Genomic DNA, 14,621 nt, shown 5'->3' with positions numbered 1-14,621 from the left:
TTTCGGGCCGGCCGGAAGCGCGAACGCGACTGATCACTGGGACCCATGGAAAAGGCGTCCCGAATTGACCGGAAGTAATCGGGAACACCGGCCAACGTCGAACTGCTCGCAGTCGGTGCAGGACCGGCGAACCTCGCGCCGGCGGTCGCCGTCGAGGAGCTCGCTCCCGAGCCGGCCGGGGGCACCCTGCTCATCGAGCGGGGGCAGGACATCGTGTGGCAGCGCGGCATGCTGCTGCCCGACGCGCGCAGCCAGGTCTCCTTCCTCATGGACCTGGTCACCATGCGCAATCCGTGCAGCCGCTTTTCCTTTGTCAACTTCCTTCACTCGCAGGAGCGGCTCGACGCTTTCGTCAACCTGGCCGGCTTCGTTCCGTACCGCAGCGAGATATCCGAGCACCTGCAATGGGTGGCCGGTGAACTCGCCGCGGTAAAGGTCGAATACGGCCGCGAGTGCACCTCCGTCGAAGCGGTGATCGGCGCCGGCCGCGACGCCCACGTCCCCGCGGTGTTCGACGGCCTGCCGACCGAGCGCGTCATCCACAGCACGCAGTACACGCAGCGCATCGCCGGGGTGCGCGCCGACCTGCCGCCCCGGGTCGCCGTCACCGGCGGCGCGCAGAGCGCGGCCGAGCTGGCCGGCGACGTGCACGCACGCTACCTGCGGGCCTCCGGCCGTCCGGTGATCTTCACCAGCGGCACCGACGACAGCCAGATCTACGTGGTGTCCAGCGCGGCGAGGGCCGGTCTGGTGCCAGAGGAGCCGGCCCTGCGCTCCGCCGGGCAGATCCGCGGCGGACTCTGCGAGTCCTGCGGACACCCCAACAACTTCGACGAGCTGCTGCGTCCCCGCTCCACCGTCGACCCGGCCGCCGTGGTCACGCACCGGGTCCGCGAGGCGCTGGAGCGCCCGCTGCCGGACTTCCCGATCACCTACCCGACCGGCTGGGGCATCCCGGCGCCCTTCGTCGAGATGCCGGGCCAGGTCCTCAATGCCTGGGCCGAGGGCATGGGCGCCTCGATGTACTGCACCTGGTACGCGGCGGAGCAGCTCGGTGAGCACACCGACCGCTACGACGAGCACTGGCTGTCCGAGCACGGCATCGACCTCGTGTACTTCCTCGGATTCGACAACGTCTACTTCTGGGGAATGACGCACCTGGCCCTGCTGATGGCGCACGGCGACCGGTACGTCGAGCCCCACGCCATCGTGTCGAACGAGTTCTACGAACTGGAGAACCAGAAGTTCTCAACGAGTAAAGGCCACGTGGTGTGGGCCGCCGATCTGGTCGCCGAGGTGCCGCGGGACCTGGTGCGCTTCTACCTGGCGCTCACCGCGCCGGAGCACTCCCGGACGAACTTCAGCCGCGAGGCGCTCGACACCCTGGCAAGCGATCGGCTGGTCGAGCCGTGGAACCGGCTCGCCGGCCGCGTGGAGGAGCTGCTCGCCGCCGTCCCGGTGTCGCGGACCGGCGCGGACCACGCGGGCATCCTCGTCGAGCGCTTCCGCTCCCACTACGAGCTGGAGAGCTTCAGCCTCCACCGGGCCGCCGACCTGGTCTGTCCAGGCGGCTGCCCAGGCCCTCGTCCCCGATCTGCAGCCGGCTCAGGAAGCGGCCGGCTCGGCACCGACCCGGTCCCTGCCGATCAGCTCGGCGAGCAGCTCCATGGACTCGTCGCGGTCCAGTGAGGGCAGCCTTATTCGGCCAATTCCGTCGAGGCCCAGGAGCCGCGACCGGCTGGTCATGAGGATGCGGCTCTCGGGGTCCGTCGGCGGCCGGGTCCAGGTTCGCGTAGAGCTGTCCGTCCGGCAGGCCCGTCGCCAGTTCGTGGGCGAGCCCTGGCCCGCCGGAGCAGTTCGGCCCGTCCCACCAGGGGACGGGGCTTCATCGGCAGCTGGGCGGGTGGTGGCAGGACGGCGCGCACGTCGGCGCGCAGCTCGTTCTCCTGGTGCTGCTGCACGGCCTTGGCGGCCGGGCGGGCCGCGCCCTCGTCACCCTCGGCGCGCGCCGCCTCGTGCCAGCGGCGCTCCCAGGTGGCGCGGTCACGGCCGCAGGCCTAGGCGAAGGCGAGGGCCACCTGGAGGGTCGGGAGGCGGTAGCCGGCGGCCGCGTCGGAGAGCACCGAGGCGGAGAACGTGGCCCGCGTGGCCATGTCGCGGTAGCCGGGACTGCCGGCCGCCGTCCTCAGCCTGCGCAATCCCGTGCGAACGCGGTGACTGGTCCGGCATCGGGGGCCAGGGGTCGCTCCAGTCTTCCCACACCATGCTCCTTCGGCACTCGTTCCGTGTGCTGCCGGCTGCTCCGGCCTGCCCATGAAGTTTCTGTGTCGCCCTTCCTGATCTGCTATCGGATGCTTACAGCCTGCTAGGGGGAACCCCTATGATCCAGTTGACATGGCCTGGCCAGGGGCTGTGTTCATTGGGGGTGGATAGCCGATGCCGCGGGCGGATGCGGAATCCGGAGAGGGACCGAGCGCGGATCCCGTGGGGGGAAGACCGCGCTTCAAGGTGCTCGGATCGCTTGAGGCATGGATGGGGGAAGTACGGCTGAGACTGGGGGGAGCGATCCAGGAACGGGTCCTGTGCATGCTCCTCCTCGAAGCCGGCCGGGTGGTGCCCGTTGCCCGGCTCGTCGAGGCGACCTGGGAGAAGGGCCCGCCGGTGACCGCGGCGCACCAGGTCCGCAAGGCCGTCGCCGATCTGCGGCGGCGCATACCGGCCGGCAACGAGGTCATCGCGACCGACGGGCCCGGATACCGCGTGGTGGTGGCGGACGACCAGGTCGACCTGCTGGAGTTCGACGCACTGACCAGGGCGGCCGGTCAGGCCCTGCGGGAGGGCCGGCAGTCCGCGGCCGCCGAAACCCTGCGGGCGGCTCTCGCGCTCTGGCGGGGCTCGGTGCTCTCCGGCGCGGGCGGACCGGTGATCGAGGCCGCGGCGACCGCGCTGGAAGAGCGCCGGCTGGCCGCCGCCGAGCAGCGCTTCGACCTGTGCCTCGCACTGGGCGAGAGCGGCGAGCTCATCGCCGGACTACGCGCGCTGATCACCGAGCACCCGCTGCGGGAGACGCTGCGCGGCCAGCTGATGCTCGCCCTGTACCGCTCGGGGCGGCAGGCCGAGGCGCTCAAGGAGTACGGGGAGGTCCGCGAGCTCCTCGTCGACGAGCTCGGGATCGATCCGGGACCGCGGCTGGCCCGGCTGTACGAGGCGATCCTGCGGGACAGCCCCGAACTGGCCGCGCCCGAGCGCCCGGCGCCCGTACCCGTGGCGCCCGTACCCGTGGCGCCCGCGGCCGTGTCGCCCGTAACCGCGTCCGTACGTCCGGAACCGGCCGGGCGGGCAGCCCCCGTACGGCCGCTGCCCGGGCCGGCCGGTCCCGTATGCGCGGTGCCCGAGGCCGCGGCCGGCGGACTGCCGGCCCCCGCGGTACCGGCCGCCGAGGAGCCGCGGACGCGGGCCGGGGCGCCCGCACCGGCCGACGCGCCCTGCACCCTGCCGCACGACCTGCCCGACTTCACCGGCCGCGCCAGGGAACTCGCCGAACTCTTCGACTACGTACAGGACGAGGGCCGGGGCGCCGAGCGGTACTCCCGGATCGTGGCCATCGACGGCATGGGCGGCATGGGCAAGACCACCCTGGCCGTACGCGCCGCCCACCGCCTGGCCGGGGGATATCCCGACGGGCAGCTCCACATCGACCTGCACGGATTCACGCCGGGCGGGAAGCCCGTGTCGCCCGCCAGCGCGCTCGACAGCCTGCTGCGGACCGCCGGCACGCCCGGCGACCGCATCCCCGAGGACCTGGAGGGCCGCACGGCCCTGTGGCGCTCGAAGCTGGACGGCCGGCGGATGCTGCTGCTGTTCGACAACGCGGTCGACGCCGCGCAGATCCGGCCCCTGCTGCCGGCCTCGCCCGGCTGTCTGGTGCTGATCACGAGCAGGGGTCGGCTGCTGGACCTCGACGGCGTCGAGTGGGTGTCCATCGGGATGATGGAGCCCGAGGACAGCACCAGCCTGATGACCGAGACGCTCGGCACGACCCGGGTGTCCGCCGAGCCGGAGGCCTCCGCCGAACTGGCCGAGCTGTGCGGCCACTTGCCGCTGGCCCTGCGGATCGCGACCGCCCGGCTGCGCAACAGGCCGCACTGGACGGTGCGTTACCTCGTCGAGCGGCTGCGCGACGAGAAGCGCCGGATGGACGAGCTGAGTTCGGGCGAGCGCAGCGTCGCGGCGACCCTGCGCCTGTCGTACCTGGCGATGGACGAGGAGTACCGCACGGCGTTCCGCATCCTGAGCCTGTACCCGTGTGCCGGAACCGACGTCCACTCGGCGGCGGCCCTGCTCGGCACGGCCGTCCGGGACGCCGAGGACGCCCTGGAGTTCCTGCTCGACGTCCACCTGGTGCAGCAGCCCGACATCGGCCTCTACACCTTCCACGACCTGGTGCGCAGCTTCGCGCAGAGCCTGCGGGGACCGGCGACGGCGGAGGACGACGCGGCGGCGGTCGAGCGGCTGCTCGGCTACTACCTGACGACCTCCGACGCGGCCTGCGAGGTGTTGTTCCCCGGCCGCGAGCGCCGGCCCACCGGTCTCCCGCCCTACCAGGGCGAACGGCCGACCTTCACGCTGGCCGACCAGGCCGTGCTGTGGTTCGACCGGGAGCAGGCGGGACTGCTGGCGGCCGTCTCCCTCGCCGAGCGGTCCGGCCACGACCGGTACGCGGCCTGTCTGAGCCGCAACGTCGGCTTCCACCTGCACGCGCGCGGACAGCTCGACGAGTTCTGGAGCGTCGGGCGCCTCGCGGTCGCCGCCGCCCGCCGGCTCGACGACCCGGCGCTCCTCGGCATCAGCCTGGCCAACCTGGGCGCGGCCTGCTGGAAGCTGGGCCGTTTCGAGGAAGGGCTGGAGGTGGCCAGGGAGGCGCGCGACACCGCGGTGCGCGCCGGGGACCGGCACACCGAGGCGCACAGCGAATCGACCATCGGGCTGCTGCTGTCGATGCTCGGGAGGTACGGGGAGGCCCTGCCGCTGCTGGAGCGCTCCCTCGCCATGTCCAGGGAACTGGACAACCCGCGCGCGGAGGCCGAGAGCCTGACCACCCTCAGCACGCTGTACGAACGGTGGGGCCGCTATCCGGAAGCGGCCGCCTCCGCCCGGCGGGCGATCGAGCTCAGCCGCGACCTCGGCTACCGCAGCAACGAGATCGTGGCCCTGGCCGACCTGGCCTTCGCCCAGGTGGGCCTCGGCGAGTACGAGGACGCGCACGACACCCTGAAGCGGGCCCGCGACCTGTGCGACGAGACCAGGTCGCCGGGTGACGTCGCCCTGGTGCTCGCGGTGTCGGCGCAGGTGGCGCATGAGTGGGGGGACGGTGTGCAGGCCCGCGCGTTCTCCGGGCGGGCCCTGCTCCTCGGCCGCACGAGCGGCGCACCGATCCGGCTCGCCAAGGTCGAGAACGTCCTCGGCCGGCTCCACATGACGTGGGGGGAGCACGAGGAGGCCCTGGCCCTGCACGCCCACGCCCTCAAGATCGCGGCGCCGATGAGCTTCCGTGCCGAGGAGGCGTCCGCGCTGGTCGGCCTCGCCCGTGCGGCCGAGGCCCTCGGGGATTCCCCGGCGGCGGCCGGGCACCGTGCGGCCGCGGAGGACCTGTCCGAGTTCATGGGCCTGCCGGCGCACCGCCGGACGTACTGACGCCGTACGCGGATGTGCCCCGCACCGGATTCCGGTGCGGGGCACATCCACGGCGTGGGCGGCAGGCGGCGGGCGGCCGGTTCAGCGGGCGGTGGGGCCCGGGGAGGGGGTGCCCGGGCCCTTGTTGTCCGCGAGGATCTCGTACCCGGAAGGCTGACCGGCGTCCGCCGACTGGACCGTCACACCGACGCCGATCACGAGAGCCGCCGCGAAGATCCCGATCAGTCCAGCCAGCTTGCTGCGCATGAGTTGATCCCCCTGGTTTGCGTACCCGGTGTGCGGTTCCCGTGTGGTGCGGTGGCCGCTCTCGACAAGACACATACTGGCCGAGGCCCTTACCGGTCCGTTCCCCTCTCGATACCGCTCGCGGGAAGGGGCCGGGGACGGCCGGTACCGGTCCGTTCCCGCTCCGGCTCCGTGGCCGCCGCGATCCGCGATCCCCGGGCGCTGACCAGCACGTCCGTCCGCGTGGTGCCCGATTCGTAGCCGGCCAGGTCCAGCAGGGCCCGCACCGTCGCGCGGATCCCGGCCCGCTCCGTCTCGTGCAGCGGTACGGCGTTCCCCTCGGGGGTGATGCCGGCGACGAGGTGCATGCCGTCGACGGTCAGCGTCTCCACATGGAACTTGGCTCCCGTCAAGAGCTCTTCGACGAGATAGGGGGCCGAATGCCGGGCGGTGACGGCCTGTTCGGCCCACCGGTCGAGTCCGGGCCGGTCGTGCACCGGAACGGTCCACCAACAGCCCGCCTTGTCGGCCGACTTGATGACCACCGGCAGCGGGAAGTGCTCCGCCAGTGAGCGCGCCTCGGCGACGGAGCCCGCCTCCTCGGCGCGTACGGCCGAGGTCCGGCTCTCGTTGAGGATGCGCCGGATCGTCACGGCGTCCGGCAGCGGGTCCGAGGGGGTCTCCCGCCCCGCGGAGAGTTCCCGCAGGACTTCCCCGGCGGCGGCCGCCGCCCCGCTGCCGAGGCCCCGTTCGAGATCGCCCGCGAGGTACAGGACGTGCCCGATCCCGTGCCGGACGACCGTGTCCGTCAACAGGGCGCGCAGCGCGTCCGTGTCGTCGAAGTCCACCCGGAGGAGGCGTTGCGGGGGCAGTTCGGGGGGAAGCCGTCCGTCCGGTGGCCACGGGCCCGGATCCGACACCACCCAGACGTCCAGACCCGACAGGACCGCGGCGTGTACGAGCCCTGGTCCGGGCCTGACCAGGACGACCCGCGCCGCGGACTGTCTGATGATCACAAAATTCTCCTCCATCGTGTCCCACGATGCTGCCGCCGTGCGTTCCCGCTCCTTTCCCGCCGCGTTCCCGGCGCCGGAGGGCAGCGTTCCACGGGCACCGAAGGTCCCCCGGATGGCCCCGTCACAGGGCCACCCGGCGCCCCGTGTCCGACAGTGGGGGAAGGCACCGAGCCCAGGGGGGCACCATCACGCCGGAGGCGTACGCACATGGGACTCTTCGACTTCCTGAAGTCCGACAAGAAGAAGGAACACGAGGCCGCCGAGAAGGCGAAGGAGCAGGTGGAGCAGCAGTCGGCCGCGCGGGCGACGCCTCCCGCGAGCTCGGCGGCCGACGCGGCCGCGGCCACCAGGGCCGCCGCAGAGCGCATGGCGGCCTCCGCACCGCCCAAGCCCAAGCCCGGGCCCGCCCCCGCGACCCCGAGCCCGACGTCCGCCGCGCACAAGGCCGTGCCGGCCCCTCCCAAGCCGGCCGCGATGCCGAAGCCCGGGCCCCCGGCCGCCGCGCCGGGCGCCGCGCACACCCCCTCCCCCGCGTCGGCCGCGCACAAGGCCGTGCCCGCGGCCCCGATGCCCAAGCCGGGGGCCACCGCGAAGAAGCGCACGTACACCGTCCGGCCCGGCGACTCGCTCCCCGCGATCGCCGGCCGCGAGCTGGGCAACGAGGCCCGCTGGCGTGAGCTCTACGCCATGAACCGGGGCGTCGTCGGCTCCAACCCCGACCTGATCCGCCCGGGCATGGTCCTCACCCTCCCCGGCTGAGACCCGCAGCGCACGCGTGGAAGGGGCCCGGATCCAGCAGGATCCGGGCCCCTTCCACGCGTCTCAGCGCTGCGTGTCGTCCGAAGCCGGGCCGGCCTCGCGCTCCTTCGCCGCGAGCTCGTCGTCGAAGCTCGCCGGAGCGGCGTCCTGCGTCGACAGCTCCGTGGCGGCCGGCGGCTCGACCAGCCAGTCGGGGTTCGACTGCTGGTCCCACCACCTCCACGCCGCGTAGGCGACGCCGGCCAGCACGCCGACGACCACCACACCCTTGACCAGCCCCTTGCAGCGCTCCCGCCGCTCGTGGCGCCGCACCAGCTTCTGGATTTCCTTGGCCGACACCTGGCCGCGCAGCGCCGCGAACGCCGCCGCCGACCGCGAGGCGGCCTCCTCGGCCACCGGGGTGGCGGCCGCGATCGCGCTCTCGATCTTCGGCTGGGTGTAGTCGGCGGCCTGCCGCGCCGCGATGCGGGTCTGGTGCACCGCCTTCGTTGCCGCCCGGTCCACGTTCGGCGGCACATGCGCGCGCGCCGCCTTGAGCCGGGGCTGCAGATGGCAGTCGTAGGTCGTGCGCGCCTGCCGGGCGGCCGCGTCGGCCGCGTACGACACCTTGGGCGCCAGCAGTTCGTTCGCCTCTTGGGCGTAGTGCACCGCGGCGTCCCTGGCGGATTCCGCGTACGGTGCCACAGCTTCCGCCGCGTGCAGGAAACTCTCCCTGGCGCTCTCGGCTGCCAGGCGCACGCTGTCCTTGCGGGTCACGGGATCCTCCTCCTCGGTGGCGGACACAGTTCACCTTTCCACCCTTTGTCGGATCATGCCTCTCCTATCGCCTACAGGCATGCGTGACAGGGCATACGGGTGGACGATTTCAGTGCTGCGGAGCGCTCCGTGCGACCATCTGGACCGACAGTGATGACTATGGAAGGCAGATCCGTGGCCGAGAAGCTCTACGCCACCCTGAAGACCACCCACGGCGACATCGAGATCGAGCTGCTGGAGAACTTCGCTCCGAAGACCGTCCGGAACTTCGTGGAGCTCGCCACGGGTGCCCGCGAATGGACCCGCCCCACCGACGGCCAGAAGACCACGGACCCGCTGTACGACGGCACCGTCTTCCACCGCGTCATCAAAGGCTTCATGATCCAGGGCGGCGACCCGCTCGGCAACGGCACCGGCGGCCCCGGCTACCAGTTCGCCGACGAGTTCCACCCCGACCTGGCCTTCACCAAGCCGTACCTGCTCGCCATGGCCAACGCGGGCCCGGGCACCAACGGCTCGCAGTTCTTCATCACCGTGGCGCCCACCGCCTGGCTGACGCGCAAGCACACCATCTTCGGCGAGGTCACCGACCCGGCCGGCCAGAAGGTCGTGGACGCCATCGCCGGCAGCGCCACCAACCCGCGCACCGAGCGCCCCCTCGACGACGTGATCATCCAGTCCGTGGTCGTCGAGAGGCGCTGACCGGCCCACGCGCCGACCCGCGTGCCGGCCGGCCCCGGCCGGCCCCGGGAACCTTTCCGCCCCGCCCGTCCGTCCTGCATGCGTATGAAGTGATGGGGCATACCGGACCGGCGGGGCACACCCCTGCCTCGCCGCCGATCGAGGGAACCGATGGACACCGACCGTCTGCCGGGCTGTTACCGCCACCCGGACCGTGACACGGGGATCAGCTGCACCCGCTGCGAGCGCCCCATCTGCCCCGAGTGCATGATCAGCGCCTCGGTCGGCTTCCAGTGCCCCGAATGCGTCCGCGAGGGCTCCGGCACCGGGCACCGGCCGACCGCGAACGCGCCGCGCACCATCGCGGGCGGGGTGGTCGCCGCCGACCCCCACCGCGCCACCAAGATCCTCATCGGGATCAACCTGCTGGTGTTCCTGGTGGGTGCGATCAACCCGGCCCTCGTGGTCCAGCTGGAGCTGATCGGCCGGTACCGCGAGTTCGCGTACGTGGTCGGCCCCATCGAGGGCGTGTCCACCGGTGAGTACTACCGGCTGCTGACCTCGGTGTTCCTGCACACCGAGCTGTGGCACATCGCCGGCAACATGATCGCCCTGTGGGTCATCGGCGGCCCGCTGGAGGCGGCGCTGGGCCGGGCCCGCTATCTGGCGGTCTACCTGCTGTCGGGCCTGGGCGGCAGTGCCCTGGTCTATCTGGTGAGCGCGCCGAACACCCCGACCCTCGGCGCGTCCGGAGCCGTCTTCGGCCTGCTGGGCGCCACGGTCGTCCTGGTCCGCCGGCTGCGGTACGAGATGCGGCCGGTCATCGTCATGGTCGTGCTGATGCTGGTGCTGACCTTCGTCCCGCTCGGCGGCATCAGCGTGTCGTGGCCGGCCCACGTGGGCGGGCTGGTGACGGGCGCCCTGCTGGGGCTGGGCATGCTCACGCCCGCCACGGGCAGGACGCGCACACTCGTCCAGTGGGGGACCTGTGCGGGGGTGTTCCTGCTGGCCACGGCCCTGGTCCTGATCCGAACGGCGGAACTCACCTGATCACACCGGCGTCAACTCTCCACAGAGTTATCCACAGATCTTCTGTCTTTTCCTCAGGTGTGGATGACGCTGTGGATAACTCATGGGGAGAGCTTCCGTCATAGGCTGGGAGGTGCTACTTCCACTGAGTGGACACGCCGAATCCCGCGGCGATGAAGCCGAAACCGACCACGATGTTCCAGTTGCCCAGCGCCTCGATCGGCAGCTGGGTCTCGGTCACGTAGAAGACGACGATCCACGCGAGTCCGATCAGGAAGAACGCCAGCATGACCGGGGCGACCCAGCTGCGGTTCGTCAGCCGGATGCTCTGCGGCTGCCGCGTGGGCGGCGGCGTGTAGTCGTCCTTCTTGCGGATACGTGACTTCGGCACGAGGGGCTCTCCTGTCGATGCGCTGGGGACCTTGCCTGCCCCGGGCGTCCGTTAGCGTAGTGGACCTGTGGCGTTGAAGGAGAAGGGTACGTTGAGCAATTCCGACGACTCCTCCGTGGGTCCCCGTCGCCGGGCCAGGACGGTCCGGCTGCTGACGGCCGCCGTCTTCGCCCTGGCCGGGCTGCTCTTCGTCACCAGTTTCAACACCTCCAAGGGTACGAACATCCGGACGGACGCGTCCCTCCTCAAGCTGTCCGACCTGATCAAGGAGCGCAGCCAGGACAACGCGGAGCTGGAGCAGAGCACCGCACTGGCCCGCCACCGGGTGGACGTCCTCGCCGACCGTGACGACGGCAGCACCAAGGCCGAGGACGCGAAGCTGGCCGCCCTGCGCGCGGCCTCGGGCACCGAGGAGCTGTCCGGCAAGGGCCTGACGGTCACCCTCAACGACGCCCCGCCGAACGCCACCGCCCGCATCCCCAACGTGCCCGAGCCGCAGCCCAACGACCTGGTGATCCACCAGCAGGACCTGCAGGCCGTGGTGAACGCCCTCTGGCAGGGCGGCGCCGAGGGCATCCAGGTCATGGACCAGCGGCTCATCTCCACCAGCGCGGTGCGCTGCGTGGGCAACACCCTGATCCTCCAGGGCCGCGTCTACTCGCCCCCGTACAAGATCTCGGCGGTCGGCGACCCGGGCGCGATGAAGAAGGCCCTCGCCGCCTCGCCGGCCCTGCAGAACTACCAGCTGTACGTGAACGCGTACGGGCTCGGCTGGAAAGTGGACGAGCACAAGGCGCTGACACTTCCCGGCTACTCCGGCACAGTGGACCTCCACTATGCGAAGCCGGTGGCTCCCACCCCGTGAACGGGTCCGTCCCGACGTCGTACTGCGCCTGGTGGTACGGACGTTCAGCGAGGTGTGCCTGACGGCCGGCACGCTGATCGTGCTCTTCGTCGCGTACGTCCTGCTGTGGACCGGGGTCAAGGCCGACCGGGCCATGGACGGCGAGAGGGCCGGGCTGCGCGACCGCTGGGCGGCGGCCGCCCCCGCGGCGGCCCCGCAGACCGCGGGGCCCACCCCGTCGGCGGCCCCCGCCGAACCGGCAGAACCGGCCGGACCGCCGCCCTATCCCGCCGGCCGGGCCTTCGCCGAGATGTACGTTCCGCGCTTCGGCCCGGACTGGGTCAAGCCCGTCCTGGAGGGCACGGACCCCGAACTGCTGAAGAAGGGGCTGGGCCACTACGCCGCCACCGCCCGCCTCGGCGCCACCGGGAACTTCTCGGTGGCCGGACACCGGCGCACCTACGGCGATCCCTTCAAGGACTTCCCGCAGCTGCGCAAGGGGGACGAGGTGATCCTCAAGGACGAGAGCACCTGGTACACGTACACCGTGCGGGGCGGGCCCCTGCGCACGCTGCCGACCCAGGTCGGGGTGGTCGCCCCGGTCCCGGAGAAGTCGCCGTTCACCACGCCCGGCCGGTACCTGACCCTCACGACCTGCGATCCGGAGTGGGGCCACAGCCACCGGCTGGTCGTCTGGGCGGAGCTGACCGGCACCCGCCCCGTGGGGCAGGGCCGGCCGGAGGGTTTGTCCGGGTGACCCACCCCGTCGGGCCGCTGCCTTTAGTCTGTTCGCGTACCGCCCCCGCGGTGCGTTGAACGAATGTGGACGAAAAGGAAACAGGCGGCATGTACGGCTGGATCTGGCGGCACCTGCCGGGCAACGCGTTGGTCCGCGCGCTGATCTCACTCGTACTGGTCCTCGCGGTGGTCTTCGTGCTGTTCCAGTACGTCTTCCCGTGGGCGGAGCCGCTCCTGCCGTTCAACGATGTGACGGTGGACGAGGGATCGGGAGCCACTCCGTGAGCGCGCGCATTCTGGTTGTCGACAACTACGACAGCTTTGTCTTCAACCTGGTCCAGTACCTCTACCAGCTCGGCGCCGAATGCGAGGTGCTGCGCAACGACGAGGTCGGGCTCGCGCACGCGCAGGACGGCTTCGACGGCGTCCTGCTGTCCCCCGGACCGGGCACGCCCGAGGAAGCGGGCGTCTGCATCGACATGGTCCGGCACTGCGCGCGGACGGCCGTTCCCGTCTTCGGCGTGTGCCTCGGCATGCAGTCGATGGCGGTCGCCTACGGAGGGGTCGTGGGCCGGGCGCCCGAGCTGCTCCACGGCAAGACCTCGCCCGTGATCCACGAGGGGCTGGGCGTCTTCGAGGGCCTGCCGTCGCCGTTCACCGCGACCCGCTACCACTCCCTCGCCGCCGAGCCCGGCACCCTGCCCGACGCGCTGGAGGTCACGGCGCGCACCGAGGACGGGATCATCATGGGCCTGCGCCACCGGGAGCACGACGTCGAGGGCGTGCAGTTCCACCCCGAGTCGGTGCTGACCGAGTGGGGCCACCGGATGCTCGCGAACTGGCTGGTGCGGTGCGGTGACGCGGGCGCCGTGGAGCGCTCGGTGGGGCTGGCCCCGGTGGTGGGCAAGGCCGTCGCGTGACCACGGTCGCGCCGTCCGCGCCCACGGAGGGCCGGGCCGCGCGACGCAGGGCAGCTCAGGAGGCCGCGAAACGGGCCGCCAGACACACCCGGAGGCGGGGCGGACGGCGGCGCAGGCGGCCGGCGTCGGGCGGCCCGGTGGTCATCGCGAGCCGGCTGGGCGGAGAGCTGTTCATCACGATGGGGCTGGTGATGCTGCTGTTCGTCGCCTACCAGCTCTGGTACACGAACGTCGTGGCGGAGCGGGCGGCGAACGGGGCCGCCGGCTCCCTGCGCCAGACCTGGGAGCACCCGCCGGGCGGCGACGGGGCCGCGGCGCCGCCGGTGACCGCCTTCGAGCCCGGCCAGGGCTTCGCCATCCTCCACATCCCGAAGCTCGACGTGAAGGTCCCGGTGGCGGAGGGCGTCAGCAAGCCCAAGGTGCTGGACCGGGGCATGGTCGGGCACTACGGCGAGGGCGCGCTGAAGACGGCGATGCCCTCGGACGAGCAGGGCAACTTCGCGGTGGCCGGCCACCGCAACACCCACGGCGAGCCCTTCCGCTACATCAACCGGCTGGTGCCGGGAGATCCCGTCGTGGTCGAGACCCGGGACGCGTACTACACGTACGAGATGACCTCGGCGCTGGCGCAGACGCCGCCGACGAACGTGGCGGTGCTCAAGCCCGTGCCGGAGGGGTCCGGGTTCACCACCGAGGGCCGGTACATCACGCTGACCACCTGCACCCCGGAGTTCACCAGCACCTACCGGATGATCGTATGGGGCAGGATGGCCGAGGAACGGCCCCGCAGCCAGGGCCCGCCGCCCGCGCTGACCAGTTAAGGACGAATCAAGCAGTGTCTCGAGCCCGCCGCCGCGCCGCGGCCCCGCCCGCCGGCAACCGCAGTGTGCTCGCCGGATTCCTGAGCCTGCTGGGCGAGGTCCTGATCACGGTGGGCCTGGTTCTGGGCCTGTTCGTGGCCTACTCGCTGTGGTGGACGAACGTGCTCGCGGACCGGCAGGCCTCCGCGAAGGGCGACGAGGTCCGCCAGCAGTGGCAGACGCCCTCGCAGCCGGCCGAACCCGGGGCGCTGGACACCGGGGACGGCGTCGGCTTCCTGCACGTACCGGCGATGAAGAACGGCGAGGTGCTCGTCAAGCCGGGCACGGCGCCGGACATCCTCGACGACGGTGTGGCCGGGTACTACACGGAGCCGGTGAAGTCGGCGCTGCCGTGGGACGAGAAGGGGAACTTCTCGCTCGCCGCGCACCGCGACGGACACGGGGCGAAGTTCCACAACATCGACAAGGTGAAGAACGGCGACGCGATCGTCTTCGAGACCCGGGACACCTGGTACGTCTACAAGGTCTTCGCGGAGCTGCGCCAGACGTCGAAGTACAACACCGACGTGATCAACCCGGTCCCCAAGGAGTCGGGCAGGACCGCCCCGGGCCGCTACATCACGCTCACGACCTGCACGCCGGTCTACACCTCGAAGTACCGGTACATCGTGTGGGGCGAGCTCGTCCGCACGGAGAAGGTGGACGCGAAGCGGACGCTGCCGGCGGAGCTGCGCTGAGGAAGGCCCC

The 14,621-nt window shown here is 71.7% G+C and carries 14 protein-coding genes and 1 pseudogene; 11 read left to right on the top strand and 4 right to left on the bottom strand.

The annotated features are described in order from the left end of the window. The first annotated feature begins 102 nt into the window (after window positions 1-102). Together ACIPYQ_RS18420 and ACIPYQ_RS18415 are read left to right on the top strand one after the other, a co-directional pair. Complete coding sequence (locus tag ACIPYQ_RS18420) at window positions 103-1,689, top strand: SidA/IucD/PvdA family monooxygenase (protein WP_401252719.1); 1,587 nt, start codon at window positions 103-105, stop codon at window positions 1,687-1,689. A gap of 747 nt (window positions 1,690-2,436) precedes the next feature. Further along, on the top strand, window positions 2,437-5,694 hold the full coding sequence (locus ACIPYQ_RS18415) for an AfsR/SARP family transcriptional regulator (RefSeq protein WP_401252211.1): 3,258 nt from the start codon (window positions 2,437-2,439) through the stop codon (window positions 5,692-5,694). An 81-nt stretch (window positions 5,695-5,775) separates the two neighbouring features. Here the strand turns inward: ACIPYQ_RS18415 and ACIPYQ_RS18410 are convergent, their stop codons facing one another. Continuing rightward, a complete protein-coding gene (locus tag ACIPYQ_RS18410) occupies window positions 5,776-5,940 on the bottom strand; it encodes a hypothetical protein (RefSeq protein WP_401252208.1) in 165 nt (54 codons plus the stop codon). Window positions 5,941-6,029: 89 nt separating this feature from the next. Then, window positions 6,030-6,935: a hypothetical protein gene (locus ACIPYQ_RS18405; protein WP_401252205.1), complete on the bottom strand. Its 906-nt coding sequence runs from the start codon at window positions 6,933-6,935 to the stop codon at window positions 6,030-6,032. Window positions 6,936-7,142: 207 nt separating this feature from the next. Here ACIPYQ_RS18405 and ACIPYQ_RS18400 point away from each other — a divergent pair, with 207 nt between their 5' ends. Next, the gene (locus ACIPYQ_RS18400) at window positions 7,143-7,694 is read left to right on the top strand and encodes a LysM peptidoglycan-binding domain-containing protein (protein ID WP_401252203.1); all 552 of its coding nucleotides are present in this window, start codon (window positions 7,143-7,145) and stop codon (window positions 7,692-7,694) included. Between the two features lie 63 nt (window positions 7,695-7,757). On the opposite strand, the gene ACIPYQ_RS18395 is transcribed toward ACIPYQ_RS18400, so the two are convergent. After that, window positions 7,758-8,450, bottom strand: a complete 693-nt coding sequence (locus tag ACIPYQ_RS18395) for a DUF5324 family protein (protein WP_361752803.1) — start codon at window positions 8,448-8,450, stop codon at window positions 7,758-7,760. 174 nt (window positions 8,451-8,624) lie between these two features. Between ACIPYQ_RS18395 and ACIPYQ_RS18390 the strand changes: the two genes are divergently transcribed. Next, window positions 8,625-9,152: a peptidylprolyl isomerase gene (locus ACIPYQ_RS18390; RefSeq protein ID WP_361752947.1), complete on the top strand. Its 528-nt coding sequence runs from the start codon at window positions 8,625-8,627 to the stop codon at window positions 9,150-9,152. Window positions 9,153-9,302: 150 nt separating this feature from the next. After that, window positions 9,303-10,181: a rhomboid family intramembrane serine protease gene (locus ACIPYQ_RS18385; protein ID WP_401252201.1), complete on the top strand. Its 879-nt coding sequence runs from the start codon at window positions 9,303-9,305 to the stop codon at window positions 10,179-10,181. Window positions 10,182-10,296: 115 nt separating this feature from the next. Here ACIPYQ_RS18385 and crgA read toward each other — a convergent pair whose 3' ends face one another. Further along, window positions 10,297-10,551 carry a cell division protein CrgA gene (gene crgA, locus ACIPYQ_RS18380; protein WP_030383881.1) on the bottom strand — a complete coding sequence of 85 codons (255 nt, stop codon included), beginning with the start codon at window positions 10,549-10,551 and terminating at the stop codon, window positions 10,297-10,299. 91 nt (window positions 10,552-10,642) lie between these two features. Between crgA and ACIPYQ_RS18375 the strand changes: the two genes are divergently transcribed. The 6 genes and pseudogenes from ACIPYQ_RS18375 (at window position 10,643) to ACIPYQ_RS18350 (ending at window position 14,611) form a co-directional block, all read left to right on the top strand. Further along, window positions 10,643-11,416 (top strand): DUF881 domain-containing protein, encoded by a 774-nt coding sequence (locus ACIPYQ_RS18375; RefSeq protein ID WP_361752799.1) that lies wholly within the window; start codon window positions 10,643-10,645, stop codon window positions 11,414-11,416. Next, window positions 11,388-12,152 (top strand): class E sortase, encoded by a 765-nt coding sequence (locus ACIPYQ_RS18370; RefSeq protein ID WP_401252198.1) that lies wholly within the window; start codon window positions 11,388-11,390, stop codon window positions 12,150-12,152. Before ACIPYQ_RS18375 ends, ACIPYQ_RS18370 begins: the two co-directional genes overlap by 29 nt. Window positions 12,153-12,241: 89 nt before the next feature. After that, on the top strand, window positions 12,242-12,418 hold the full coding sequence (locus ACIPYQ_RS18365) for a hypothetical protein (protein ID WP_030707621.1): 177 nt from the start codon (window positions 12,242-12,244) through the stop codon (window positions 12,416-12,418). Next, complete coding sequence (locus tag ACIPYQ_RS18360; protein ID WP_401252194.1) at window positions 12,415-13,053, top strand: aminodeoxychorismate/anthranilate synthase component II; 639 nt, start codon at window positions 12,415-12,417, stop codon at window positions 13,051-13,053. The genes ACIPYQ_RS18365 and ACIPYQ_RS18360 overlap by 4 nt, the downstream gene beginning before the upstream one ends. Window positions 13,054-13,196: 143 nt before the next feature. Continuing rightward, a pseudogene (locus tag ACIPYQ_RS18355) lies at window positions 13,197-13,874 on the top strand (class E sortase); the annotation flags it as partial. A 14-nt stretch (window positions 13,875-13,888) separates the two neighbouring features. After that, window positions 13,889-14,611, top strand: coding sequence for a class E sortase (locus ACIPYQ_RS18350; protein ID WP_361752794.1), 723 nt, complete (start codon window positions 13,889-13,891; stop codon window positions 14,609-14,611). Window positions 14,612-14,621: the final 10 nt, after the last annotated feature.

The organism is Streptomyces sp. NPDC090045 (genome assembly GCF_044747975.1).
In the GTDB taxonomy this organism is placed as follows: Bacteria; Actinomycetota; Actinomycetes; order Streptomycetales; family Streptomycetaceae; genus Streptomyces.
This window is presented reverse-complemented; position numbering and strand designations above follow the sequence as displayed.